Source organism: Aurantibacter sp. (assembly GCF_039941195.1).
Classification (GTDB): Bacteria; Bacteroidota; Bacteroidia; order Flavobacteriales; family Flavobacteriaceae; genus Aurantibacter_A.
Genome location: NZ_JBDVFA010000070.1, coordinates 1 through 25,611, shown reverse-complemented (window position 1 = coordinate 25,611; position 25,611 = coordinate 1). Strand labels below are relative to the sequence as shown.

Here is a 25,611-nt window from a genome sequence, read left to right as displayed (position 1 = left end):
GCTTAGCCCCATAACAATGCGTGCACAAACAGCAGCTGTTGCAGACGTTAATTTGGATAAAATTCCACCGCGTATTATACGGGCGTGTTGTGCGTTTGGTTATGATTTAAAATTATGGGGGGTGCCGTTTGTTAATGTTGACCAGGTGATAAGTGTAACCGATTTAGGTGAACATCACTACATGGGCAATAAGCGTGAAGGTACAGGTACAATTTATACGAATAAAGGTGGCTTTATTGATATTGGTCATATGCGTGATCAAATAGATTGGACACGCTATTTATACACCACCATATTAGATAGTAGGGGTAAAGGCGAAGTAATTTTAAACCTGCGTAACGAGGCGGGTCGCAAGACGTTGTATTTGAATGTTCCTGAAGCGCTAGAAAGTAACGATTGTATTTTATTAGCTGGTAAAATAACCTATGACCTTTCGCTTTGGCATGAAATTTCTACCTGGTTTGGAGCATCAACCATTCCGATAATGCCAGAAAAATTTTCTAGTTTTTCGGTTGAAGATGTTTACTCCAACTTACTGGGGATTCATATCGGTATGAAAACCTTACGATCCCAACTTCCTTTTAATGAAACAGCAACTACGAATATTGAAACCACACTAGATAGTTTAGCCGTTGTACAAACAGCACAAGAAACCTATGACGCTTATGATGCCGTAAATAGTTTGTGGTACACGAATAAAAAACGAATACCTCGTTCAAAAGTTACGCTAAAACGAGATCCCAATGTGCTTACTTCTAGCAGGCCATGGATAGTGCCGCTGGAGACAGGAACTAGTGATGCGCCAATTATTTTAGCGGTACCGTTGCTAACTGCGAATGGTGAGTCGCTTACCAACTACTATCAATTTACCATTGACCTTAATCACAGAATTCCTGTTAAAGAAATTTTCCCTAATAAAGATGGTAGGCTTATCAACCAAGATGATTTTGGTGTGTTACTACATAAAATTACCACTGATATGCAGGCTGTGGAGCAAAAGGCTACGGCAGACACTAAGTGAAGATTTTTGCACTTGGATAATGGCTCGGCGATAATTGGTGTAACTGCGCGCCATATACGTTGGTAGCTACAGTTTATTCTACAAAATACATGCCCAATTCTCCTTTTCCCTTCGCAAAAATATTTCCTCGAGAATGACATGTAAAATCGTTTTTAATTTGTTCATAAGTAGATTCTGAGATATTGATTTTACCAGCTTCACCAGCAGATTCTATCCTGCTAGCTGTATTAATGGTGTCTCCAAAAAGATCATAAGCAAACTTCTTTTTGCCTACCACACCAGCTACTATAGTTCCGGTATGTATACCAACTCTCATTCTCCATATGGTTTCATGGCTCTTATTTCGCTCGTCAAGAAAGGCTAGCATCTTTTGTGCCGCGGTGACACACCTAGCGGCATGATTAGTAACAGTTCCTTCAAGGCCAGATGCCGCCATATACGCATCACCAATTGTTTCAATTTTTTCGACTTCGATTTCCTCCATAATTTCATCGAATCTACCAAAAATCTCATTGAGCTCATTAACCAAAGTAATTGCCGAGATGGAGGCTACAAGCTCAGTAAATCCTTCAAAATCAGTAAATAAAATAGTTACATTCTTATGCCTTTTTGGAATTGTCTTACCACTTTCTTTTAGGTCCCTTATTATGTTTGCTGGTAAAATATTATGTAGCAGGTCATCTGATTTTTTTTGCTCAGCTATTAATGAATCTTCTGACCGATCAATTAGCACCGACATACTCCAAATAAGTATGAGGCAAATTAATCCTGTTATACTGATATTGACGACTTGTGATAAAAGAAAGTCCATTCCTTCATAGTGCGCACTAATTTTTGATTGAAATAAAACAGTAGCGATTAATGTAATGCAAGCTATCAAACTGAAACTATGGGCAAATACCCTTGCCTTTCGTGGAAAGGTCATGTACGGCAAGATAATTATTAAGAAAAATATGGTGGTAACCCCTGACGAATAGCCCAACAAATAAAGAAATATGAGCACTGAAATATAGGATGTAATAGCAAGCCATATGGAGGCTACTACGCGCCAACCTTTCTTGTTAAGCACTAAGACCATAAGAAACATCAATCCCATTAATCCATTGCTTCCGTAAATTAGTGCGGCTTCTGAACTGTAAATTGTAATGCACATCCATATAACATTAAACAAAACCCCTAGAATGGCTGCAACGTTTGTGACACGTAAATACCTTTTCTCTGTTATAGAATATTCTTTCTTAGCGCCAATATTAAGGACACTTTGAAAGAACGGAATTTCGTTTTTATCATTAATTGACATGTGGTTCTTCTTTTTATCTTTAGGTTATTGATTGCTTTTTTTATTGTCGCCAACGTTTTGACTATAATTAGTGCGGCACAGCTATCCATCGGATTTATAGCTACGCGCTAAGTAGAATCTTTAGTTTTAGTTTTTCTCAAAAAGCCTCCCGAAATCCCGGACTAAAAATATGGCGGTCTTTTCAAGTAGGCGAAAACAAGCAATTACTTATAGCCATTGCTATTTTCCGAAAGTGGTTAGTATTGACCAATTCCCATTGCTTTTTTGAGTTCTGTAATTGAATTCAAACCAGTCTGGTTTTCTGGATTAAGTTGAACGGACTTCTGGTAACTTTCTAGGCTTTCTTCAAATCTACCTTTTTTTCGTAGCGCTTCCCCATAATTATTATAGGTATTCCAATCATTAGGAAATAGCTTTATGTTGATTTCGAAAATGACAATAGACGCATCACTATTTTCTTCAAGGTATATACGGCCTAATCGGTTGAGTGGAAATGAGCCATAACTGAATTCTTCTAGGTTATTGACTACAGAATCTTCAAAAAACGCTTTGGTTTTTTTAGCACCGACTAAATCAATTTTTCGTGCAAGTTCAGTTGACAAAGATCTTTTAATTTCATTCAAGGAATCAGCATACATTAAATAGGCACCAATGTCACTTGGATCATGACCAGTAGCAAGAACTACCACGCCTTTTTGCATTGTTTTATTAAAACCAATATAGCTGGTATACCCACCTGTACTTCCTCCATGCCAATAAGTATTACCATCAGAATTTGTGTCGATTATCCAGCCTAAACCCATACCTAGAGGATTATCTCCCCTCCTCACACGGTACATTTCATGACGCTTATGCTGTGTTAGTTCAAAGGCCTGCATTAATGGGGATTGAGTAAGCCCTAATTGTGCTGAGAGGTACTTAATCATATCACTAGTCGAACTTCTAATCGCACCTGCACCTGCAAGAGTAGAGAAATTCCAGTTTTCGGTACTTTGCCCAAATTCATTTTTACCTACCGCAAGATTATTTATCATTTGCTCATCGAAAGTGATTTTTGTTTCCTTCATCCCAAGTGGGCCTGTAATGACCTCACTAACTAAATCCTCATAAGTTTTGCCAACATGCAGAGACAGCGTATGACCTAATAATCCAAAAGCTAGGTTTGAGTATTCAAAGTTAGTACCAGCCTCTCGCGTTGGCGTATAATTGGAAATAAACTCATACATCTGTAGTGGGGTATAGTCCGCAAAAGGATTTTTTTGGTTTGCTGGTTTAAAATTCCTAGGCATATTCGGAAGCCCTGAAGTATGATCTGAGAGTTGCCCAAGTGTAATTTGTTGCTTAGCTAAAACCGGAATTTCGACACGGTTGGGAAGTAGCTCATTGATAGGGTCTTCTAATTTTAAATCTCCATTTAATGTTTGGTCCGCTAATAGTGTAGCAGTAAACGTCTTGGAAATCGATCCAATCTCAAATATTGAATGTTCATTAACCGCTGCGCCAGAGGAATCTCGTGTTCCGAAATTATAATAACGAATACCGTCCTGGTCGATAATTCCGATGGCAATTGCACCATTAAGTCCGTATTCGATTCGATTCTGGATATTCTGAGTTAGATCGTCTGGTAGCGGCTCTATTTGTGTTGAACAATTAGTAAAAAAAATTGTAATTACCACCAGCCAGATTGATTGATTCAGGTACAATTTCATTTATTTACTCTTTTTATAAAGGACAACATTCGGCTAAAAGTACTAATGCGCTTATTTCTTAATAGCAAGGCATAAAGCAACTAGAACGTATATTTTTTTAAACTAAAAAGTAGGGGGAGATAGCAATAGGTGCATTACTGCAATATAGAACTTTTTTAAAGGCCAGTCTAGCGGTTATTAAAGCTTTTTTATATTTCGTTTTAGCACGAAGTTTATATTTTTTTAGGTTGCGTAACTGACTTTTTTTTGATTTTTAGCATCAGCCAATTTATAGCATATACTACAATTGTTACCCAAGCAATAGATGTCAATACTCCCTTTAATACCGTAAACGTACTTGCAAGAAGTACAATGGTTTCAGATACCTCAACTGACCTTGTAATTAATAAAATAATACAAATATTTTCTAAATAATCGAACAGCATCGCCAAGAATGGAATCACCAATACTATTGATGCTACTTTGTTTTTTACGTCTGAAATTTTGAATAATCGAAATAGTAAACTACCTAAAAATAAGGCCAATAAAAAGGGGTAGAATAGGTCTAGCAATGTTAATTGAGGGAACAGGTATAAACCTGTAGTTTGTTCGTCTAAATTGTTTACAATCGATTCCGCCGTGGCCATTGAATATCCAAAAGTTTGCAAGTCAAAGGCTTTGGTTTCAATTTGATTATTTATCACCGGAAAAGTGAATACTAGCATAGCTAATAAAACCAGATGGCTGACTATAAAAAGCACAAATAGGCTTTTTATAGAAGAAGTTCGTTGGAGTACTGAATTTAATAATGACATGGAATAGGTTTTTTAATTCGATAGCAAAATTGACCTATTCTTATGGTAACTCCATTAACAAATGTTAAGGGCTATGATTTTGTTCGTAATCTACTTAAAGATATGGTTGTAAGGCCTAAATATGATGCTATATCAGCGTGCGGAATGCGGTTTTCGATATTTGGGTAGTTCTTTCGTAATAGAAGCAATCTATCTATTCCTTTAAGTGATGCTAAAGCTATTTCCTTTTGGACCTTCGTCATTAATTCATTTCTTAAAACGGTATTTCCAAAATGTCGTATTTCAAGATCTTCTACCATTAATTTTTCAAACGCCTCGGCATCTATGGCTGCTACTTCTACTGCAGTTAAAGCACATAGGTTTATAAGCGATTTACCATCTTTATTTCGTGTTGTGCTCGGGGATATTATAGAATTTGGCATAAAAAATGAAATGGTTACATCTTCTCCTTCTGGTGTATAAAGAAAAGTTTTACAGATTCCATTAATTAAAAAGTATTCCAGATTATTCTGTTGTCCTACTGAAGTAATTAATTCACCTTGATCAAAATGTACATATTTAATTAAGTCATTTAATTTATGAAATGATTTTGTTGAAATAGGTGCTACAGTAGCAATGATGGAACGAATTGTATCGGACATTTTTTTTATTTAAACAAATACTCAATTTTTATGGTGCGGCTACAAATTTTCGATTCTATTTTATAATCAGAGTTTGAAGTAAGTAATTGCGCAACCTGTTAAACTCGGATTATTGATTTTTACAAGATTAATTCTTTTTTAAATTCATAATGTTGTGCAGTTTTTTCATATCTCAATAATACTTGTTTTGCATTTTCAGGAATATAAGCAGTTTCATAATTTTCGCCAGCAAACTTTTTTACTGAATCAATACAATCAAATTGCAGCATTAAAAAGAATTCAATTTCATTATCTCCGTCCTTGGTTGATATACTAACTTTTTCCAATCCCGCCACACCATTCTTTTTTACTGTGGGGAATACTTCATAGATTAGCATATTTTCATAGATAGGTGCATTCTCTATAGTTGTCCAGCCTTTCCAGGTTCTTATGACTTTAGTTTTAGTACTCATAATATTTAGTTTTAAATTCTTTTATGTATTTCGATTTCGAAAAATTACTATGAACTCTGCTTAAGCCCAAGATTGTGTAATTCTATTTGTACATTTTTATATGCAGTTTATGCTAATGTTTTATTCATTGCAACAACTTTATTTGTAATTCCATTTCCCAATTCAACTTCATAAGTTTTTATTTCCTTAAACCCGTATGCAGAATAAAGTTTTTCTCCACTTAAAGTTGCTACAAGCTCTAACGTTTTAAAACCGTGTAATTCAGCCTCATTTTCGCATTTTTTTAATAATCCTTTTCCAATACCCATGCGGGTATACGTAGGATGAACAAAAAATGCTCTAATTCTTGCAGGTTCAATATCTGGATTTAATTTAGATTCTGAAAAGTTTAATGATTCAGATTTTCCGAATAATAATCTTCGTTTGCTCCATCCTCCACATCCAATTAGCTTTCCATTTTGAGTTTCAACAACCCAATAAGTTTCATCTAAAATAAGTTGTTTATCTACTGTCCACGCATTTCCAAGTGCAGCATTGATTTCAAGTTCTGAATAATAGGAAGAATTAATTGATTTTGCGGATATTTCAATCAACTTTTCAAGTTCATCGATGTCTTTAAAATTTGCTTTTCTAAATTTAAAATCCATAGAGTTTTTTAATTACTTATTTTTTAGAAGCATTAAAACCTTTGAGAATTAATTGTATTCCCCAATTCATCAATTTCATCGACTCCTTATTATTTAAGCCCGAAATATCTTTTGTTATTATCAGCGGTTCAATTCCCATTAATATTATTAGGAGGTTGGTTAAATCTTTTTTTTCTTTCGGTGTTAATTTTGTGTTTTCAAGGGCTAATTCCATTGCTTTTTTACGTCTAGCACCTCTTTTTATTTCTATTGGGTTCGATGAAATAACAACACTTAAATATTTTCGAAATGCATTCTCGTTTTCTATGGCTAGTGTATTAAAATAGTCCTGAATTCCTAGAACTTGATTTTCAAAATTTTTACCTTTTAGTTTTTCGATAATTATTTCGGGATGCAGTGTATTTATATCCAAGCTGGCTTCTTCGGCCAGTATTTGAACATTTGAGTAATATCTATAAACTGTTGCTCTTGATACTCCTGTTTTATTCGCGATATCATGTAGGTTGAATTTAATCCCCTTTTTTAGAAAAAACTGAGCACTTTCTATTATTCTGTCTCTTGTTTCTTGTTTTTGATTTGTTCTACCTGTACTTATATAGTTATCGCTCATGAGATAAATATCTTATAAGTTTTTGAAATTAGAAAAAAAACTATGATGTTTATGAGACAAAAATCTTATAAAATGGAAAAAAGTACCACTAAATGGGTGTTAGGTCACAAAATTACGGCTCATAATACCTCAGGAGATTATGATTTAATGATTGCAGAAACGCCACCTCATGTTCAAGGACCGTCACCACATTCACATAATTCTTTTAAGGAATCTTTCTTAATAGTAGATGGGGAGATGGAATTTTTTGTTAATGGAGAAATTATAAATCTTGGAGCAGGAGAGTCCTTAGACATTCAACCAAATACCTCACATACTTTTAGTAATAAAAGTGATAAATATTGTAAATGGGAAAATATTCATAGTCCGAAAGGGTTTAGAGCATTTTTTGAGAAAATGGGTGTATCAGACGAAACAGAAAATGCACAAGAAGCATCTGTAGCTCCTGAAATTATTCATAAAGTGATTGAAACTGCAGGAGATTTTGATATGATTATTAAAGGTTAGGTTTTTAAGTTCTTTTCATTTATTAGTATTGACAATATTAATAATGAATACTAAACACTTTTGATTAGATACTTATATTTTTAAATCCTTGTACATAATATAGGTGTCAACAAGACCTAACTTTGCATGCCTAAAGGCTCTCGGTGTTGTTCCAATAATAGTGAAACCATTTTTTTCCCATAAGGCTATAGCGGCTTTATTGGTGCTTACAACAATGTTAAATTGAATACCTTCAAAATCTTTTTCTTTAGCTATTTGAAGCGAATGTTCGCAAAGCTTTTTGCCAATTCCTTTGCCTTGAGCTTTCGGACTAACCATATAACTGCAATTCGCAATATGATTTCCTAAATCTATTTGATTCGGTTTTATAATATAAGTTCCGAAGATTATACCGTTTTCTTCAATTACATATGTGTTCATATACGGAGCAAACCAATATTTTTCTAAATCACTCTTGGGTGTATCCGGATGAAATACATAGGTGTCTCCAGTTTTAATAACTTTAGTGAATATTTCCCAAACCTGATCTATATCAGATGCGATAGCTTTTCTAATTTTCAAAATACCTATTGCTATTTTTAGTTGTGGTCGTAATTAGATTTGGAAAAGTTTTTTTAAAACTTCAACAATCTCATCAGGTTCAGAACGTGTTCTATAATCTACATTCACATAGTTCCATTGAACAATACCGTCACGACCCAATATAAATGTCGCAGGAATTGGTAATATACTATCATTACCGTTATTTATTTTTTCTAAATCAAGTTCACGATCTACTCGCATGTGATCTTGTAAAAATTCTGGAACTTCCCAAGCCACTCCATAGTCTGATGCTACTTTGGCATCTTGGTCAGATAATACCGTAAATTCCATCTCACTGATTTCATCTTTTGTTAAAGACCCGTCAGGAACCTGTGGGCTAATAGCAACTAAAGTTGCTCCCAAAGCTTCAATTTCAGGTAATTTGGCTTGTAAAGCTCTTAGCTGTAAGTTGCAATACGGACACCAACTTCCACGATAAAAAGTGATTACAACAATCCCCTCAGCAAGTAAGCTACCTAATGAAACCAAATTTCCCGTCGCATTTGGGAGCTTAAAATCTGGTGCTTTTTGACCTGTTTTAATTGCGTTTTCTCCTTGTTGAAAAGCTTTCGCCTTAGCGATAATTTCATCCACACCTTTCATGAAGTCTGGTTTCGCTTTTCGTCCTGCAGCAATTTTTGCGTCAGTTTGCTCCCTTAATGTTTTCATATTAGTTTTCTTTTAGATGCGATTTGCGTTACACAAAATCGCTGATTAGCTGGAAAGATATGCTCGTTTAATTCTGAATTTCTAGCACTAAAAAAGTTAAGTCGAATTGTAATTTACAAAATTACAAATCGTTTTGGGCAGCTTTCTCTAGTTCATACTGAGCGACTAGTTTTTCGGGAATTGGTACTGGCTTTAAGCGAGTAAGGTCTACCATATAACCCACTTGCCTACCTGTACAATGAACTTTGTTAGCTGTTACAATCTCAAAATTCAAAATCCATTTAGCGCGTCCTATTTTTTCTACCCATCCCTTACCAATAGGTTTATCAAATACCCTTAGTGGATACTTATAACTTAGTTCCGTAGAAGCAATAACCGGTGAAAAGTTTTCCGCTAACATAGCCGCATATGGAAAAAACTTGTCTAGAAATACCATTCTAATTTCTTCAAACCACTTCACGTAGATAGAATTGTGCACAATATTCATACCGTCTATGTGATAACTATGTATCTGAATTGGAGTCTCGCAATACATGATCCTTTTCAAATTTGATGTACTCATAAATTGTCTTTAGTATACAGCGAAATTAATACTAAATAGTGGTTGAATTCAAATGGCTTTGCCTGATGTATAATTTTTCCCTTTTGATTTAAGCAAAAGTGTTATAATTTTTATTTCATTTCGGAAAAGTCTACCACTTCGAAGAATTGGCTATCGTCGATTTCAATAGGAGCAGGTTCGAGATGTGCGTGTTGTTCATCATGGATTTCACCAGTACTTTTTTTAATTTTATAGCTAGATTCTTGACTAGCTGATACTAATTCAATGGCATAATAATCTTCATTCTCACGAATGGTCATTTCTTCTTCGAAAGTTTCAAAATCTACATTTTTATGGGTGCTAATGGCCTCTTTAACAAAGTCAATATGTTTCTTTATCGTTTCAGTTTGATGAAAAAATGGAATATTTTTTCCATCTGAATAACCTATGGGGTTTGCTATGGCCGATTTATAAGTGGTTTGTAAGGTCAAATTTACACCAACATCAAAATAGAAAATGGAGTTCACCGGAAGGTACTTATACTGATTACTGAAAGTGACATAAACCTCTTTGCCATTAGTCGTAATTCTACTTGTAGTAAAATTAGTAATTGATACATTTTCACCCACCGACTTTAATGCTAACTTCAGTATAGCGTCTTCACCTAAATCTATTAGCTCTTTTACTTCTTTGGTCATTTTAGTTTCTGTTTCATGCGCTTCTTGAGAATAACTTACTGCACAGGTGTGTATGACTAGGATAAAAATAATGGTGGAAATGATTCTCATTAGGTGACGATTTTAATTTCTGCAAGCACATTCATGATGCTCATTGAGATAGGCAATTGTAGTAGTACAGAGTTTTTCTAAAATTGAAAGGTCAATATCCGCAAGTTTTTTAATATAAATACAGGCTTTCCCCATTTTAAATTTTCCAAAATCTTTTAGTAATGCATCACTTTGCTCTGTTTTAGAATAAATGTAGAGCGAAAATTGTGCTTTGCGAGGTGAAAAAGCAAGCAATGGAGCATCACCTTCATGTCCACTTTTATATTTGTAATGATAACTTCCAAAACCAATAATAGTTGGCCCCCACATTTTAGGCTCAAAACGAGACCATTCTTTCATTAACTCAATTAACTTGAAACTTTCTGCTTTCTTTTGGTCATTGTCAACATATGCATTGATAAAATCAATTACATCGACTTCAGTTTGTGTTGTTTTATTCTTAGCCATGTTGTTGTTATGATAAAAGTCTCAATAGACTTCGGGGAATAAGATTTAGAGACTTTTTTAAATTACGCAAGACTTATGAGTGATCACCTATTCAGAAATAATAGCCGTATAGCTTTTTCCGAAATTTTCGGATACTACAACATAACCCGCATCTAAAATAGTGCCATCGCTAGCTTCCCATTTCTGAGCTTTAGAACCTTTTGGTAAAGCAAAACTTTCTAAATCACTATTAACTTTAAACGTATTCTCTCCAATAAAGGTAAGTCCAGCAGGTAGGTCTATACTGCTTAGGCGATTCGCAAGAAAAGCACTTTGTCTTATAGTTTTAAGACCAGCAGGCAATACTATACTAATTAAACGATTATCTCGAAAAGCACTAGCAGCAATAGTCGTAAGTCCTTCTGGCAATTCCACACTGATTAGAAAGTTAACATTGAAAGCACTCTCTTCAATAGTCTTAAGACCGCCAGGTAAATTTAAATTGATAATGCGGTTATTCTGAAATGCAAAATCTCCTATGGATGTTACTCCAGCAGGCAAATCGACTGTAATTAAACTATTATCTCTAAACGCACTACCTTCAATTGTTGTAATGCCAGTGGGCCATGTCACACGGATTATGCTATTAGTTGCAAAAGCATTTCTTTTAATAGTTGTAAGACCGGCAGGCAAATCCACATCGGTTAAACCTTTATCATGAAAAACATCCTCCCCAATTACTTTTATTATTTGACCGTCTAGCTTCTCCGGGATTATAATATTGGGTTGATAATTAGCTCCCCGGGAGTCTGTAAGTGTTGAGGAAATAAGTATTCCATTTTCTACGGTAACATCAGAATCGGTAAGGGTATAAGGCGTTTGCGACCTGCCTACAAAGACAAATGCAAACAAAAAGATGGTGTTCCATATTATTTTACTCATAGTATTTTTCAGTTTAAATTTTTAAATCTGACTATTCTCAGCTGCTACAGAAGTACAAAATATGCATTTATTTTTATATGATCTTGGCTTTAATTTGTAAGCGACAATAATGCGTTGTTGTATTGATTTATTGAGGACAGTTTTATGGATTATTTTTCACCTTTTGTTTAGCATTACACCTTTTTTTCCCATATGAAATTAGTCCCCGTTTATCCTTTTAAGGTCTAAATCTTGAAAATCATAACTAAAATCTATTGCTGGTGATATACCTTTCATTTTAAAACCTTGAGCTTTACCTTCTTCATCTAATTGAAACATCACAAAAGCATCTGCATCAATTAGACTTGTGTCTTGCCATTTAACTACAAAAGTGTTTGCCTTGTAATAGTGCATAGGTCCTGTTAGTTTTGGAGAGCGTAACGCTTTGAACCAAAGTTGTTTTTCATTTTCATAAATCTCTATTTTACCGAACCAAGGGTCCTTATAAATACCGGTATAGTTTGTTGGGTCAAGAGTAGTTTTATCAGCTTTTTTTACCACTGCCCATATTTTAGCAACTACTTCATCCGCTACATTATCTAGTCTATTTAATCGTTCTGCATAGGTTTCTGTCCAATCAAAATAATCCAACTCTAAATATCTGTCTAAAATTGTTTGAGTGACTGCAGAGAAAACTCCGACACCATCTAAGTAGGTGTTGGTTAAAACAATAATTCCTAGATTTAAATCTGGAACTAGAGTTGTTTTAGATAACATTCCTATTAAGCCTCCGGTATGTGACACCAACATATTTCCTTTTACGTCGGTTAATTTCCAACCTAATCCGTAGCCAGCAAAATGTGAATTGTAGCGCGAATTTGTATTTGCATTAGTAGTAGTATGTATTTTCCACAGCTCTCGTTGACTGGCTTCTGTAAAAAGCTGCTTTTCTAAATTAGGTCCATATTTTCCTTTATTAAGGTTCACCAGTAACCAATTGGCAATATCGTTAACATTTGAATAGATACTGCCTGCGGCTCCATTTATTTTTTTTGGATTCCACTCTTCGGGACTGGTAAGAGATAGTTCTTTGTTTTTGTTTAAGTGGGGTGAGGCAACATTACTTTTGTCCGTTATATAAGTGAGAGACGCATAAGAATTGTCCATTGCAAGGGGTTCAAAAATACGTTGCTTAATAAACTCTTCCCAAGTTAAACCGCTTACTCTTGAAATAACTTCACCCGCCACCAAATAGAGGAGGTTGTCGTAGTCAAATTTTGTTCTGAATGCTGAAACTGGTTTAAAATGTTGAAAGCTACTAATGATGTCATCGATAGTAAAGTCTGAACCATCCGGAAAAAACATCAAATCTCCAATGCCTAAACCTAGTCCGCTTCTATGGGTCAGTAAATCTTGTATATTGAAATTTTGAGTGACATAATCATTGTACATCTTAAATTCAGGAATATGTTCAATTACTTTATCTGTCCATGATATTTTTCCCTCCTCAACTAGTATTGCCAATGCTGTTGTAGTGAATGCTTTTGAGTTGGATGCTATGCCAAAATTTGTGTTTTCGTTTACTTTTTGTTTGCCAGCTATAGACTGTATTCCATACCCTCTTTGATGTATAATTTTACCGTCTTTTACTACCGCAACGGCTGCGCCGGCTACAGTGAAATTATCCATAGCTCGCTCTACAATAGCGTCAATCTCTTGTGAGCTTACCTGAGAAGATACCTTACTAAGCTTCAGGCTTAATATAAGAATAAGTAGGAGCGTTAATTTTGAGTATATATTTTTCATAAATCTATTTTTTTGTTGGCAAACAAAGCTTTAACTGGTTATATTTCGGGATTATGAAATTATTTTTGTCTACAGAAAATTACGCGCTCTTTTTACATTTTATTAAATACATAGGCTGATTTTCATTCACCTCTTCGTATTCAAAGAGTCCAAAGTCATTAAACTCCGTTTTTACTGATTCTTGGTCGTAATAAAATAGTTTAGCTCCACTGTGAAATTCATAACAATCTTTTTTAATTCTATTTCCTTTGCCATAATTTGGTGCATTTTTCGAAATCGCAGTAAAAACCATATACCCATTTGTTTTCAGCTGGTTATAACAGTCTCTAATCAGTTTTGATCGTTCTTTTTTATCAAGCAAATGAATTAATGCATAACAAAATATGCCGTCATATCTATGAGTATCGAAAGGCATATCAGTAACAGACCCATGATGAATCTCCATATCCGCCCCATAATTTTTATAAGCTAAATCAATGGCCGTTTTGGAAATTTCAATTCCAGTTACTGTTATGCCGTTTTCTATAAAAACTTGAGCATTTCTTCCATATCCAATTCCCGGAATTAAAATGTTTTTTACAGATTTTTTTACAAAAAAGTCTTTCGTGAGAATAGTAGATTTTGAGGGTTCAAATCCCCACATTTCTTTTTTGCTTATAAAATTTTCTTCCCAGAATTCGCTCATTTTCTTGGTGTTAATGATAATGCTAAGAAATATTTAGCACCTAATTGCTCCATTTTTATGACCAATAGTTTATTTCTTTTGTAAACTATCTACGCGATTTTGCATTTTTAATAATACATCAAAATGTGAATACTCCGCACAATGACCTGCCATTGGTGAAAAAACTATTTCTGCGTCAGACTTGGGATTTTCCGTAGTGTTTAAAAAGTTTGAAAATTCTCTCGTGGCCGGATTTAAATAAAAGTCGTCCATATCACCCATCCAAATAAATATTTTACCTGCTAATTTTGGCCCCAATTCTTTCCAGTGTTTTTTTGTGTACAGTTTTAAATCATATTTTTTCCAATGTTCTGCAACTTCTTTATCCATCTGTCCGGTTAAAGGATCAAATAATGGTTGCGGTAGATTGTTGCTTCCTTTAGGACTATATAATGCCGTATGTGCACTAAATTGCCCTCCTGAATTAAGATAGGTATTTGAGAATCCTAAAACATTTTCGTACTGAATGAAATCTTTAAGGGATAACATTGGTTCACCATATTTACTTCTCATTACAGGGCGCGAATAGCCAAATTCATTTGTAAAAGCATTTTTGTCTTGATAAATATTAATTAATTGATAGTTCTCAAAATCAATCGCATCTGGACTATAGGAAAATACACCATTAAAAAAATCAGGATAGTATAATTGCAAGGCTAATGACACCCAGCCACCTGTAGAGCAGCCATCTACAAATCGAGTGTCTGCACTAGATGTTCCTCTAAATTTCGACTCGATATATGGAATAAATTCTTTAATTAAGGCATCCCCATAGGGGCCACTGTTCTCTGAGTTTAATTGATAAGAATCCCCAAATGGACCTTCTCCATCAAGAAAAACACTTATAATTTGTGGAGACTCTGGAGAGTCTAACCACTTCATAGCCTCTTCATTTTGTAACAAATATTTTATCCTGGTATAGCGCCCGCCATATCCTGCAACATTATAACGAATCGGATATGCTTTAGAACTATCGTAACCATGTGGAAGCAAAATAGAAGCTTTTAAATTTATTGGTTTTTTCCACCAAGCTGAAAGTAATTCACTCTTAAAAACAACTTCTTTAGCTAAGTTGTGGCTCGTAATTTTTCGCTCTTGAATACTATTGCTTAATTCAAAATCTAGCGAAATAGATTCAGTACTATTAATTTTTCTAGGCTCACTATATAGGTTTCCTGGAGCATCTATTCTAGATTCTTCAAAATCTTGATCCCAAACTATTTGAACATTATACGCACCATGAGGAACCTTATCTAAAGTAAAATTACTAGTGCTAATCCAATTTTCATCATTAGTAATTTTTAGTTTATCACTTGCTTTAAGACCGCTAATATTTTTTGCAAAAATATAGGTAGGCTTTGTTGGAGATGGCCAAATTTGTGTTCGTGGTTCCGCATCCATATTTTCAGAAAGGAATACATATAAACGTCCTTCACTTTTTATTTGTTTTTTTAAAGATTCATGTATTGCTACAGTTGCATCGAAAGTAAAACTAGTCTTTTGCGCATATGAGAAGTTCCATGAAAGAACTGAAATAAATATTATAATTCTAAATTTCATTTGTATTCGTTTTTGGTTGGTTAATGTTTTGTTTCTTACAGTATACGATCCGATTTGTGGCCGCTTAATCTTTCTGACATTATAGTACAGAGCTTTTTGTTGACATCCATTAAATTATCTCGTTCGGCAATTCCATATACTAAGTTTGGAAAGTTTAGTTCTTTTTGCATTTCCCAAATTTCGTCATGCTTGTCAGGTGGAAACATTTTCATGGGGTTTCCCACCGCTAGCCATCCAATAGGCAGAAAAGCATTTTCAGGAAATACTGTTTTGAGATGTACAACACCATTTATTCTTATTTCTGCCCCTTTTTTAATTAGTGCTCCGTGAAAAATTGATGCTCCGGTTGCTATAAAAACGCTTTCTTCAATACAGCAACCTGCAAGGTGCGAATTTGGTCCAATCAAACAATTGTTTCCTATTTTTACGGGCAATTCTTTTGTTCCACGAATTACTGCGTTTTCAAGAATTATACAGTTTCCACCAATTTCAATAGAACTGCTTTCTGCTATAATTTGGGCTCCAAACATTATGCGGGTATTAGGGCCGATGGTAACATCTCCACAAATGGTTGCGTTTGGTGCAATGTAAGCAGAAGCGTCTATTTTTGGTTTTTTTCCATTATGTTCAATTAGCATAGCATTTCGTTTATGTATTTAATTTTGCTGTTACAGTTTTTAGCAACCATTTGTTTATTCAAATAAATGATGTTCACAGCTTTGTACTAACTTTTTAGCGTGATACAAGATGTTAGTTTGCTGCCTAATCATTATTCTGATACTTGCCAACAATGCTGTTGCGCTAATAAATAGAGGTAACAAGATAGGGGGAAGCAGTCTTTTACGTATTGTAAGTTCAGAACTGATTTGTGCTATGAATAAAATTTTTGAATAATATTAGTAGCGTATTATAAACCACTAATTTAACAAAAAATCGTATTGATTTTAAGGAAGAAATTACACGAGTCTTCGTGTTTAGTTATTTGTGATTGCAAAACCTTAGCCTTACAATAATTATAGAGCTAGCGATAGTATAGTGAAGTTTGTAAAACTTCAACCATTATAATATACTGACCTCCCTTTGTATTAATTCATTAATAGCATCCCAAAGCAAAATCCTTTGCTCCAAAGATTGTTTGGCGACTATTAAAGTTTCATTCCATTTCGTTTCATCTTCACCACATAATTCTTCAATCATTTGCAGTGAAAGTGGTCCGTGTTCATCTCCGTCAAGCTCAATATGTCGTTCGAGGTAATAGGTTAGTTTATTGTAATGCTTATTTTCTGCGTCGGCATTTTTTAATATTTCAATAAACATATCAGGGATAACATCTTCTCTCCCAAAGGTAAATGCAGCAGCAATTAAATGAGGTTTTTGGGTCTCAATTATAGCAAATGAAAACTTTACAAATTCAACAACTTTTTCATTTATTTCGCATTCATTTAATGCCAAATAGACGCTTTGTCCTGATGTAATTTTTTCAATAAATTTATCTACTTCAAGTGTGTTTGCTCCTATTTGGGTCATTGCATCCAGATACATTTCAAAATGACTTTTAGGCTCCCCTAATTCATTAATATCACTTTCTTCTCCATGCACAATTTCATTAATGAATCTTGATAAGGTTGCATTTTTTGCAGGAATCCACGGTACATGAACGTTCGTTAACTCAATTTGTAAAGCCTTTAATAAGGACATAAAATCCCAAACAGCATAAACATGATACTCCATAAAAGTTCTTACATCTGAAATAGACTTTAAATTCTCATATAGTTCATGCTTTTGCAATTTATTTCTTAATGATGAGATTTCATTTTCAATTTTTTGAATTTGTGTCATTATTGCTGGAGTATTTTAGGCCATTGTATAACTGCCTGAATATGTAATAATCGTAATGTTGTTAAAGTTGTCAAATGTAGCAATTAAACCCGGTATAAAGCTTCTAATTAAAAGCTTTGAAGAGCCTCACAAATTTTCGATTGTTTATTCATTTTTTAACACTTGCACCTAATATTCTGGTTTAATTATAGGTGTTAATTGCTAATTATAATTCTAACAATTGTATGTGCTTGCTTTTAGCTTGGGACACTGCCTTCATATATATTGATTTTTGATGTTCAAATGCTATCATAACATCAGGAATATGAATACTATACTAAAAAGGGCTGGAGCAATTAGCAGCCCCTATTCATAAAAAATAAGATTCGCCCATATGGGTTAGTATTTCTTCCATTCTAATTGCTGCATGCCCAGCTTTAATATTCTAAATATATGCGAATATCAACTTTTTTAAAACTGTGCTTTGAGATGTTTCAATCGAGGATAACTTCTACCCTTTATAAGTATAATTGCATTGTCGCTATAAGCACCAGCTTGAATCTAACTATAACAAATGTTTTGGAAGATTTTTTAACCAATTAGTTTTTCTAAATGTCTTTCCACTTTCATTTCTAAACTCACTAATTCTCCTTTATAAAATACGCTATTAAGAATCCATGGAATAGGCATTTTCTGACCTTCTTTTTGAGATTTAATATGATTAATTTCTAAAGGAATATTCTTCTTTTTTGCATATGCTCTCAATAATTCATTGGTGTAATATTCCGTAAAAGGACAAGTGTTTGAATAATATGCGGTAATTCCGTTGGTGTTCGGACAATTTCCGGATTTGGCACTTTCCATAATTTTAGGAAATGCTACTTTGGTGTTTGTTTTTAATCCCCATAGTTTGAAATAAGGTTTTGCTTCGTCAATAATTTCAAATCCTTGGTGTTTCAGAAACTTTGGATCAGTCATAAACGGTCTTTTCTTATCACTCGAAATTGCGATAATTCCGTCCATTCCTTTTGCATCCGATAAGCATTGTTCCAATAACTTTTCTCCGTTTCCCTTTCCTTTGAATTGTCCTGATACCCAAAAGCAATTTATAACCATAAAATTCGTACCGATTAAGGGGAGCCAAGAATTTTCTATTGGTACATATTCTATAAACACCTTTCCTCGAACATCAACCTTTTGAAAATTATAGCCGTTTTTAAATTCTTTTTTTAGCCATTCTTTTTTCTTTATATATCCACTTTTACATTTCTTGTCGCTTATTGCACAGCAAATATGTTCATCTTCAATATTTTTATCAGTGAGTTTTAGAATTTCCATTTTTATGGTTTTGTCAAAAATAAAATTGACATGCTTTTTTTCCTATGATAATCATCAGCTAACGGAATATATCTAAATCACGATATTTTTTTTGATCTTATTCATTGCTGGTATTTATGCCAACTACTCGGATATGATTTCGTTGTGTGCAAGAGAATTATTGTTGGTGAATAGGCAGAGATTGAAAAAAGAGGACCATAAACAAAGTAGGCCAGTAATAGTGTAAATTTTGAAGGACGTTCGTATAATTCTATTTGAAATTAAATTCGATTTTATCTGTCTTATATCTAAGTTCTATACTACCAAAGTCTTTGCTTGCATCATTGATATCTTCTTTAGTTGAAAATATTAATTGCTTAATAGAATTTTTGTTTTCCATAGATTTATTCAATTTCAATTTTACTGTTCCAATATCGAAAACGGCAGAGCTGGCTTTTATCTTTTTAGATTTAAAAAAAAATAAACTTAATTCGGTCGTTATTTTTTTGAAATCATCTCCAGTGCAATTGAGTGTAATTTCTGATAGGTCATTAATAGGTTTATTTTTCGCATAAGCCTTTTCCAAAAACAATTCTCTGGTAAAAATGGAAAAGTCTTGTTGGTATAAGTTGCTTAAAAATTGTGGATTGTAATAGGCATACCAGGTTGAGATGAATCCTTTCATCTCTGTATAAAATGCGGTATACCAATTAACTTCATTGCTGCCGAAGTTCCATTTTGCATCAAAAGAAATAAATTCTTCCCTCGATGGTTTTCTTAGTTTTTTAGAAATTTTATTATTTATAGTATCATGCGTGTCCCAAGAAAAACCAAGTCCAATAGCACCTACTTTTTCCTTAAATCTATTATCCGGACCCATAATTTCCACATAAGTTGATTTTCCACGTAAATAAAGGGTTGTACTTGCACTATCAATCGGATTAAAAGCTGGAATACCTTGATCTATATTGACAAGAGTATTTAATTTTTTATCGTATTTAAGTTTGCTAAATGATGCAGAATCGACAACGAAGTACATGTGATTAAACTTCAATTCATTGTCTTGTGCAAACATAGTTATCGTAAAAAGAGATAGTATTAGTAGAAATATTTTAGTTTTCATTTTCCATTCAGAATAAAGTCTTTGATTATCGATATGGGCATTTTTAATTTTGTCTCTACTAAATGCTAGTTCGGTTTTATAGTCCAATACTAGATTTTCATGATTTTCGCCCATTGGTTCGTTAACTCAATTTTTAAGTCAGGCAAATTATCATTTAAAATCAATATGAAAATTTAGCAAGAAATCAGAAGCAATAAAACCAGGATAAGTTATTGCTTTAGTTCCTGCTTTTCCTTTGTCAATTTTTTAACCCGTCTAACTAGTTGGTCGAATTCTTTTATTTTGTTTGGGATTAGGTGTTTAGAATATTTTCGGCAATGCATTAGTTTTTTAATTCCATTTACTGCACTTCGATGTCCATATTAATTATGGATTTAATTTGCACCTTTATTTATTGCAAAATATTCATCTTTTTAAAGGCTTCAAGAGTTAAATCCAATCTTTTTTTAATGAATAAATTGAAATCAAATTCTTTAGTTGGCTCTAAATTTGTAGCAAACAAATAGGTGTTATTTTTTTGTTCGATATACCCAACAAACCACCCATTGTATGCATCATTTTCATTTGATAAGCCGGTTTTTCCACTAAGTTTATAAAGTGCGGTTTCATTAATGAGCATTATGTTTTTCATTATTTTATGGGTTCTTTCAGATATAGGGAGTTCCAAGTTGTAAAACCTTTTTAAAAAATCAATTTGTTGTATTTGACTAATTCGAGATTCACCTTCTAACCAGAATTTATCAATAGTTGTTGTGTCAATCTTTAGATTGCCATAATTAAATTTTTGAACGTATTCATTCATTCTTTGGGCACCGATTTTTTTAGCAACTTCCTGATAACAAGGAACACAGGAAAATTGGAAAGCATTTTTTAATACTAAATCTTGTTCCCAGTTTTTCGACCACTTTTTTTTGCCATCCCATTTAAAAATAGTGCTATCACTTTCGATTACCCCAGTTTCGAGTCCGATAATGGTATTTACAATTTTAAAAGTAGAAGCGGGTAAATTGCCTTTATTGTACCAATTAAAATCGTTTGAATAATATATATCCTTTTTTAGGTCATAAATTAATATTGCCCCGTTAACATTGGCGGAATCAATAATTGTTTGAAATTCTGATTGGTGGACTTTATTACTAGCCGTTTCAACTAGTTCCTTATTTGAAGATTCCTTTTGCTCTTTGCAAGCGAAGCAAAGAATAATAAACAATGTTATTAATATTCTCATTTGTTTATGAAGTTACTCAGGTTTTGGAGCATAATTTTTTAGGAATCTATGGTAGAAACCATATTGAACGAAACTCTGTTGTATTTTACAAAATACACTTAAGTAAAGTCTAAAGCTAATTTAAATTTTGGCTTGTTAGTTACGCTATAATTTTTAATTTCCAGATTGGATAACTTTTATGCCATCAAAATAGTTTCCTGATTGAAGACCAATTATCAAAACCCTTTCCAATTCAGTTTGGTTCTCTTCCATTGCTATATAAATCTTGGTGGCGTTTTTTCTTTCAATTTTACTGAAGTTATTCAATTCCCCGTCCAAAGAAATCTGGTTAATCCACCAAGCTCTTCCTTCAGTTGTTATTTCTGCAAAATTTGGTTTATAAGAAAACTGAATTTCCTTTTGAGATAGCTTTATATTGTCATTCCAATCTCCATCTTTTGAATCTGAACATGAAAAAAAACAATTCAGAATACAGTAAGGAAAATGCTATTTTTCACTCCGATACGTCTTTGTTTACTAGATTTACTTTTTAATTAAAGGTTGCCTTAAATGCTCACAATAGTTGCATACAAGAATGAGTACTTATTTTGGTATTAAACGTAGTAACTGGATGTTCTCTCAGAGCTGGTTTATTCACAATTATTTTTTATTCTTAATTGTAAGAGTCATGTATTACCTAACTACATAAAGTTAAAAAGTACTGCTCAAAAGCATAGGCTAATGAACAGTACTTTTTTGATTTGTTTAGTGATAAATTAGGATTTCATTGCTACAACTATTTCTCCACTAGTACTATTAGTAATAAGTTCAACATAGGTTTTTGCAACCTCTTTAGCGGGTAGTCCAGGTGCAGTATCCATATTCATTATTACTAAAGTTTCTGTTACCCAACCTGGTGAAACCATATTTATTCGAATGCTATCATTTTCAACAGCGGAAGCTTTTACTGCACCTTTAACGGCGCTATTAACAACAGTTACTATTCCAGCATCTTTCATTGGGTGTTGGGCAAGTACACCTGAAGATAGAATAATGCACCTCCATCATTAACATATTCTTCTCCAAATCTTATAGTGTTAATCTGTCCCATCATTTTGTTGTCAATCGAGAATTTCCAATCTTTATCGGTAACATTAAAAGGAGCAATGGCGATTGTTCCAACTGTACAAACTATTCCAAATTTTAAAAAGGCGCAGCGGTATCTTTCGGTTCCTCTGGTATACTCCAACGCTGACGAGCAGTGATATTTTCTGGAGTATCTTCTGTCGGTGCTGGGTTATCAAAACTACCGTAACTACTTTTACCACCTCTTGGTATTTGCATACGATTACCGTATAGCCAAACTACCAAATTATTACGCTGTCCACTGGTAATTGGGTGTGTAGCATGTGGCACATTACCTCGGTGGATTATTGCTTTACCTGGTTCAAAAATAGTTTGTACCGTTTTTCTAGTGCTTTTATCATAAAAATCTACTTGTGATCCTGTAAATTCTTCATCTGGTAAATTTATGTTGATATTTAAGGTAGCAGCTGAAGCATCGGTATGTGCTTGCAAATCTTTGTCTTTATCAGGATTGTACTGAATAGAAAATCCAAATGTTTGGGTGTCATAACCGTAAGTGTCAAGTAATAAACGAGCAACCGGACGCATATAACGGTTCATTATATCGTTATAAAAAGCTTGAAAATTAGGCGCAGCAAGATGCCCCTCAGAACGAGGGTCTAGCATAAACCCATAACGATTTAATTGAATACCATATGGTGGACGTGCTGGAATTCCGGAGTTGGCTGCCGCTTCTAAATAGGTACGGAATTCCGCCAAACGTTCAAGGTCAAAAAATTGTATTGCATAAACACCAGGAATTATTTCTTCCCATAAATCTGCAACAGCATTTTCTTTTTCTGGGTTTTCCCAAGCGTCGTTAACAGCTTGTCGCAGACGTGGGTCAAGAAGTGTTTCGTCCGGAATTAGTAATTCATTCTTGTTTTCCATTTCCCATTCTGCCCATGCCTCTTCCAGTGATTTTCGGTTGTTGTTCCAAAATTGGGTGACTGACGCTTCACGATTTAACATGGCTTCGCGAGAAGGTGGGGTGATTGCACGAATTTGTGCGAGTGTGTTATTATGTATCATTTTTTTATGTTTTAATTATGGTGTAAAGGTAGAACTAGCGAATGGTAGCCGTTAGGTAATAAAAACGGAAGTTTTAGTAAAAAACGAAGATTTGGCTAGCTTTTACATCAAAAACAAAAAGAGATACTATAATAACTTAATGAAAGGACTTTCCCGACCTCTTAATCTTGAGCATCCATCCAATGACCAATAAACACAGCAGCGAACTGCCAAAGAAATTCCTAATGACCTCTCAAACGTGAACCAATAAGACCACCTAGAATAATGCCAAATAACATTCCTAAAGTAACACTCAATTTAGTATAGGCCCTTTGGGAGTTAGGCACAATGTTTCCGTTACATATTCTTCAAATTTATTTAGCACAGTTTTGTACACATATTATGTGCAGTTCTTACTTATATAAATCTCCGTTCAAGTATTTCAACCCTGAATCATAGCTAGTGCCATTCTGTCTTTCATACTACCAGTAGGATTCGCTCCTTCAACCTTCACATAAATTTCAGCAGCATTAGCACCTGTAAGGTGTTTTAGTTTGACAAGGGGCGTATTTCCAATTCCTTCCATTTTTGTTTTCTCAAATTACGTGCAACGTAGCGCTAAAGATAATTCGTCGGTTTTATATGGAAATATAGTGAAAACCTATTTTGGCTTTGGACTATATAGGGAATAAAACTTCGAGGTTGCGATGCCATAGCATTTCCAAAAGACCTAGAGATAGCTGCGTGAACAGTGTGCGAGTAGGAGCGGGGGAAAAACGAGATGAAGGGATTTTGGTCGATGCAAGCGTTCCAAGCGCAGCGAACATATGAATACTTTTAAAAACAATAAAAATGATATGAATAATGCTACATCATCGGTCTAGTATAAGAATAGTAGCGGATTTACACGCACCAACTTTTCGGTTAAACACAGACCTTTTTTGTATTCACTTACTTTTGTTTTAGCTATTAAACCGCTATTATTTTAATACATTGTTACCTGCTGGCTTTCCATTTTTGATTCAATATATTATTTAATAAATCAAAATAATCCCACCCGATTTTTCTTGCAGAAAGTAAGGACAGGCTATCTTGTTTTTTTCTATGAGGTCTCGATGGTCCAGTCATATTCGGTTTCATATTTAGGTCAAATAAAAAGTATTTTCCTTGTTCGTTTGCCCTACAATCTATTCTAATTGGTGCTTTAATTCTAATTAGCTCTGCTGATTTGACACAATGTTCATATACTTCTTGAATTTCTTTTGTCTGTAACTCATAATCGCTCAAAACCTCACTATTTTCCATCACAGCTACTATTCCGTTGTAAGGTGCGATCCCATCATTGTGATTAAATCGTTTAACCGCGGGTAAGCACCAAGGTCTATTAAAATATTCTTCGTTGTTATTAATTATATAATTTCCTTGAGGCATTACTGTAATTGTAATTTCCTGTCCTTTTAAATATTGTTCAACATAAGCTGCATTTCCGTAACTTTTTTCTGAAAAAATCTTGGTCAAATTTTCTTTGAGGTCATTTCGATTGTCAATTTTAGTAACGCCTTGACTTCCTCTTCCTCTAATGGGTTTAAGAACTAATGGAAACGCCAATTCTAGGGATAATTTTTTGTAATTTTCAATAGTGATAAGCTCGTTTTTTGGAATGGGAATATTATTAGATTTCAATAAACTATTAGTAAACATTTTATCATCAAATACATCAACCATTTCAGGTGTTTGTCCAACTATTTCCAATTCTTTGTCAAGATAACTTTCTATGGTATGGTGTTGATATAGAACTGTATTTAACCAAAAGATTTTTGCACCTTTATGTAATGCCAGCTCAATCCCCTTTATTGTATCAGGAAAAACCCAATCTTTATCATTATTTTGATTTGGATTTTTAACAGGTGTAACTACATCAATATTATTTTCCAGTAGTTCAAATGCAATATCTGCTCCGCTGTCAGAATAACCTCCTGGTTTCATTGGTTTTTGGACTCCATCTTTTACAGGTGGAAGTTGAGCTTGGCATAATATTGCTAATTTGTTCATTTCGTTCTGTTCAGCTTGCAGGTAACGCAGCGCTATGGGCAGTTGGTCTTTTTTTTATGGAAATATAGTAAAATCCATCAACGATGTAACGGGAATAGTACTAATTATGAATATGGATTCCGATTTCATCGTTTATCAAGTAGCCCCGTTTTTTCTACGGGGCGTGACTTGTGGATTTTACGGTATTGAGAATAAAAAAACGACAACCGGATTGCGTATAGCGACTTGATATGTAGCGTTGATAAGCCGTAGCGGCGTAT

At 33.9% G+C, this 25,611-nt stretch carries 28 protein-coding genes; 2 read left to right on the top strand and 26 right to left on the bottom strand.

Going from position 1 to position 25,611, the window contains the following annotated elements; genetic code table 11:
* Positions 1-16 precede the first annotated feature (16 nt).
* The gene (locus tag ABJF52_RS12165) at positions 17-1,021 is read left to right on the top strand and encodes a DUF4056 domain-containing protein (RefSeq protein ID WP_348150483.1); all 1,005 of its coding nucleotides are present in this window, start codon (positions 17-19) and stop codon (positions 1,019-1,021) included.
* 73 nt (positions 1,022-1,094) lie between these two features.
* Here ABJF52_RS12165 and ABJF52_RS12160 read toward each other — a convergent pair whose 3' ends face one another.
* The 7 genes from ABJF52_RS12160 to ABJF52_RS12130 form a co-directional block, all read right to left on the bottom strand.
* Complete coding sequence (locus ABJF52_RS12160; RefSeq protein WP_348150481.1) at positions 1,095-2,321, bottom strand: adenylate/guanylate cyclase domain-containing protein; 1,227 nt, start codon at positions 2,319-2,321, stop codon at positions 1,095-1,097.
* Positions 2,322-2,557: 236 nt separating this feature from the next.
* Positions 2,558-4,030, bottom strand: coding sequence for a serine hydrolase (locus ABJF52_RS12155; protein WP_348150479.1), 1,473 nt, complete (start codon positions 4,028-4,030; stop codon positions 2,558-2,560).
* Positions 4,031-4,242: 212 nt separating this feature from the next.
* Positions 4,243-4,824 (bottom strand): hypothetical protein, encoded by a 582-nt coding sequence (locus ABJF52_RS12150; protein ID WP_348150477.1) that lies wholly within the window; start codon positions 4,822-4,824, stop codon positions 4,243-4,245.
* A 71-nt stretch (positions 4,825-4,895) separates the two neighbouring features.
* Entirely contained in the window at positions 4,896-5,465 is a 570-nt protein-coding gene (locus tag ABJF52_RS12145; protein WP_348150474.1) for a Crp/Fnr family transcriptional regulator, read from the bottom strand.
* Between the two features lie 119 nt (positions 5,466-5,584).
* Positions 5,585-5,917: an antibiotic biosynthesis monooxygenase gene (locus ABJF52_RS12140; RefSeq protein ID WP_348150471.1), complete on the bottom strand. Its 333-nt coding sequence runs from the start codon at positions 5,915-5,917 to the stop codon at positions 5,585-5,587.
* 107 nt (positions 5,918-6,024) lie between these two features.
* Entirely contained in the window at positions 6,025-6,564 is a 540-nt protein-coding gene (locus ABJF52_RS12135; RefSeq protein ID WP_348150468.1) for a GNAT family N-acetyltransferase, read from the bottom strand.
* 16 nt (positions 6,565-6,580) lie between these two features.
* On the bottom strand, positions 6,581-7,174 hold the full coding sequence (locus ABJF52_RS12130; RefSeq protein ID WP_348150466.1) for a TetR/AcrR family transcriptional regulator: 594 nt from the start codon (positions 7,172-7,174) through the stop codon (positions 6,581-6,583).
* 72 nt (positions 7,175-7,246) lie between these two features.
* Between ABJF52_RS12130 and ABJF52_RS12125 the strand changes: the two genes are divergently transcribed.
* Positions 7,247-7,681, top strand: a complete 435-nt coding sequence (locus ABJF52_RS12125) for a cupin domain-containing protein (protein ID WP_348150465.1) — start codon at positions 7,247-7,249, stop codon at positions 7,679-7,681.
* Between the two features lie 72 nt (positions 7,682-7,753).
* Here the strand turns inward: ABJF52_RS12125 and ABJF52_RS12120 are convergent, their stop codons facing one another.
* From ABJF52_RS12120 to ABJF52_RS12030, 19 genes are all read right to left on the bottom strand, one after another.
* Complete coding sequence (locus tag ABJF52_RS12120) at positions 7,754-8,242, bottom strand: GNAT family N-acetyltransferase (protein WP_348150463.1); 489 nt, start codon at positions 8,240-8,242, stop codon at positions 7,754-7,756.
* Between the two features lie 33 nt (positions 8,243-8,275).
* A complete protein-coding gene (locus tag ABJF52_RS12115) occupies positions 8,276-8,932 on the bottom strand; it encodes a peroxiredoxin-like family protein (protein WP_348150461.1) in 657 nt (218 codons plus the stop codon).
* Positions 8,933-9,053: 121 nt separating this feature from the next.
* Positions 9,054-9,494, bottom strand: a complete 441-nt coding sequence (locus ABJF52_RS12110) for a thioesterase family protein (RefSeq protein ID WP_348150460.1) — start codon at positions 9,492-9,494, stop codon at positions 9,054-9,056.
* Between the two features lie 110 nt (positions 9,495-9,604).
* Positions 9,605-10,261, bottom strand: coding sequence for a hypothetical protein (locus ABJF52_RS12105; protein ID WP_348150458.1), 657 nt, complete (start codon positions 10,259-10,261; stop codon positions 9,605-9,607).
* A 12-nt stretch (positions 10,262-10,273) separates the two neighbouring features.
* Positions 10,274-10,708, bottom strand: a complete 435-nt coding sequence (locus tag ABJF52_RS12100) for a DUF1801 domain-containing protein (protein WP_348150456.1) — start codon at positions 10,706-10,708, stop codon at positions 10,274-10,276.
* Positions 10,709-10,795: 87 nt separating this feature from the next.
* Positions 10,796-11,629 (bottom strand): leucine-rich repeat domain-containing protein, encoded by an 834-nt coding sequence (locus ABJF52_RS12095; protein ID WP_348150454.1) that lies wholly within the window; start codon positions 11,627-11,629, stop codon positions 10,796-10,798.
* 198 nt (positions 11,630-11,827) lie between these two features.
* Positions 11,828-13,414, bottom strand: a complete 1,587-nt coding sequence (locus ABJF52_RS12090; protein ID WP_348150452.1) for a serine hydrolase — start codon at positions 13,412-13,414, stop codon at positions 11,828-11,830.
* A 79-nt stretch (positions 13,415-13,493) separates the two neighbouring features.
* A complete protein-coding gene (locus ABJF52_RS12085) occupies positions 13,494-14,099 on the bottom strand; it encodes a class I SAM-dependent methyltransferase (protein ID WP_348150450.1) in 606 nt (201 codons plus the stop codon).
* A gap of 69 nt (positions 14,100-14,168) precedes the next feature.
* On the bottom strand, positions 14,169-15,698 hold the full coding sequence (locus tag ABJF52_RS12080) for an alpha/beta hydrolase-fold protein (RefSeq protein WP_348150448.1): 1,530 nt from the start codon (positions 15,696-15,698) through the stop codon (positions 14,169-14,171).
* 35 nt (positions 15,699-15,733) lie between these two features.
* Positions 15,734-16,336, bottom strand: coding sequence for a gamma carbonic anhydrase family protein (locus tag ABJF52_RS12075; protein WP_348150446.1), 603 nt, complete (start codon positions 16,334-16,336; stop codon positions 15,734-15,736).
* 421 nt (positions 16,337-16,757) lie between these two features.
* On the bottom strand, positions 16,758-17,537 hold the full coding sequence (locus ABJF52_RS12070; RefSeq protein ID WP_348150445.1) for a DUF3050 domain-containing protein: 780 nt from the start codon (positions 17,535-17,537) through the stop codon (positions 16,758-16,760).
* Positions 17,538-18,107: 570 nt separating this feature from the next.
* Positions 18,108-18,854, bottom strand: coding sequence for a YoaP domain-containing protein (locus ABJF52_RS12065; RefSeq protein WP_348150443.1), 747 nt, complete (start codon positions 18,852-18,854; stop codon positions 18,108-18,110).
* Positions 18,855-19,104: 250 nt separating this feature from the next.
* Positions 19,105-20,070 (bottom strand): DUF5829 family protein, encoded by a 966-nt coding sequence (locus tag ABJF52_RS12060; RefSeq protein WP_348150441.1) that lies wholly within the window; start codon positions 20,068-20,070, stop codon positions 19,105-19,107.
* A 277-nt stretch (positions 20,071-20,347) separates the two neighbouring features.
* On the bottom strand, positions 20,348-21,184 hold the full coding sequence (blaOXA, locus tag ABJF52_RS12055; RefSeq protein WP_348150439.1) for a class D beta-lactamase: 837 nt from the start codon (positions 21,182-21,184) through the stop codon (positions 20,348-20,350).
* A 755-nt stretch (positions 21,185-21,939) separates the two neighbouring features.
* The gene (locus tag ABJF52_RS12050) at positions 21,940-22,182 is read right to left on the bottom strand and encodes a hypothetical protein (RefSeq protein ID WP_348150437.1); all 243 of its coding nucleotides are present in this window, start codon (positions 22,180-22,182) and stop codon (positions 21,940-21,942) included.
* Entirely contained in the window at positions 22,179-22,412 is a 234-nt protein-coding gene (locus ABJF52_RS12045; RefSeq protein ID WP_348150434.1) for a hypothetical protein, read from the bottom strand. Before ABJF52_RS12045 ends, ABJF52_RS12050 begins: the two co-directional genes overlap by 4 nt.
* Positions 22,367-23,320, bottom strand: coding sequence for a 2OG-Fe(II) oxygenase (locus tag ABJF52_RS12040; protein ID WP_348150431.1), 954 nt, complete (start codon positions 23,318-23,320; stop codon positions 22,367-22,369). Before ABJF52_RS12040 ends, ABJF52_RS12045 begins: the two co-directional genes overlap by 46 nt.
* 421 nt (positions 23,321-23,741) lie before the next feature.
* On the bottom strand, positions 23,742-23,885 hold the full coding sequence (locus ABJF52_RS12035; RefSeq protein ID WP_348150428.1) for a pyridoxal-phosphate dependent enzyme: 144 nt from the start codon (positions 23,883-23,885) through the stop codon (positions 23,742-23,744).
* A gap of 410 nt (positions 23,886-24,295) precedes the next feature.
* Positions 24,296-25,351, bottom strand: a complete 1,056-nt coding sequence (locus ABJF52_RS12030) for an ATP-grasp domain-containing protein (protein WP_348150425.1) — start codon at positions 25,349-25,351, stop codon at positions 24,296-24,298.
* Between the last annotated feature and the right edge of the window lie 260 nt (positions 25,352-25,611).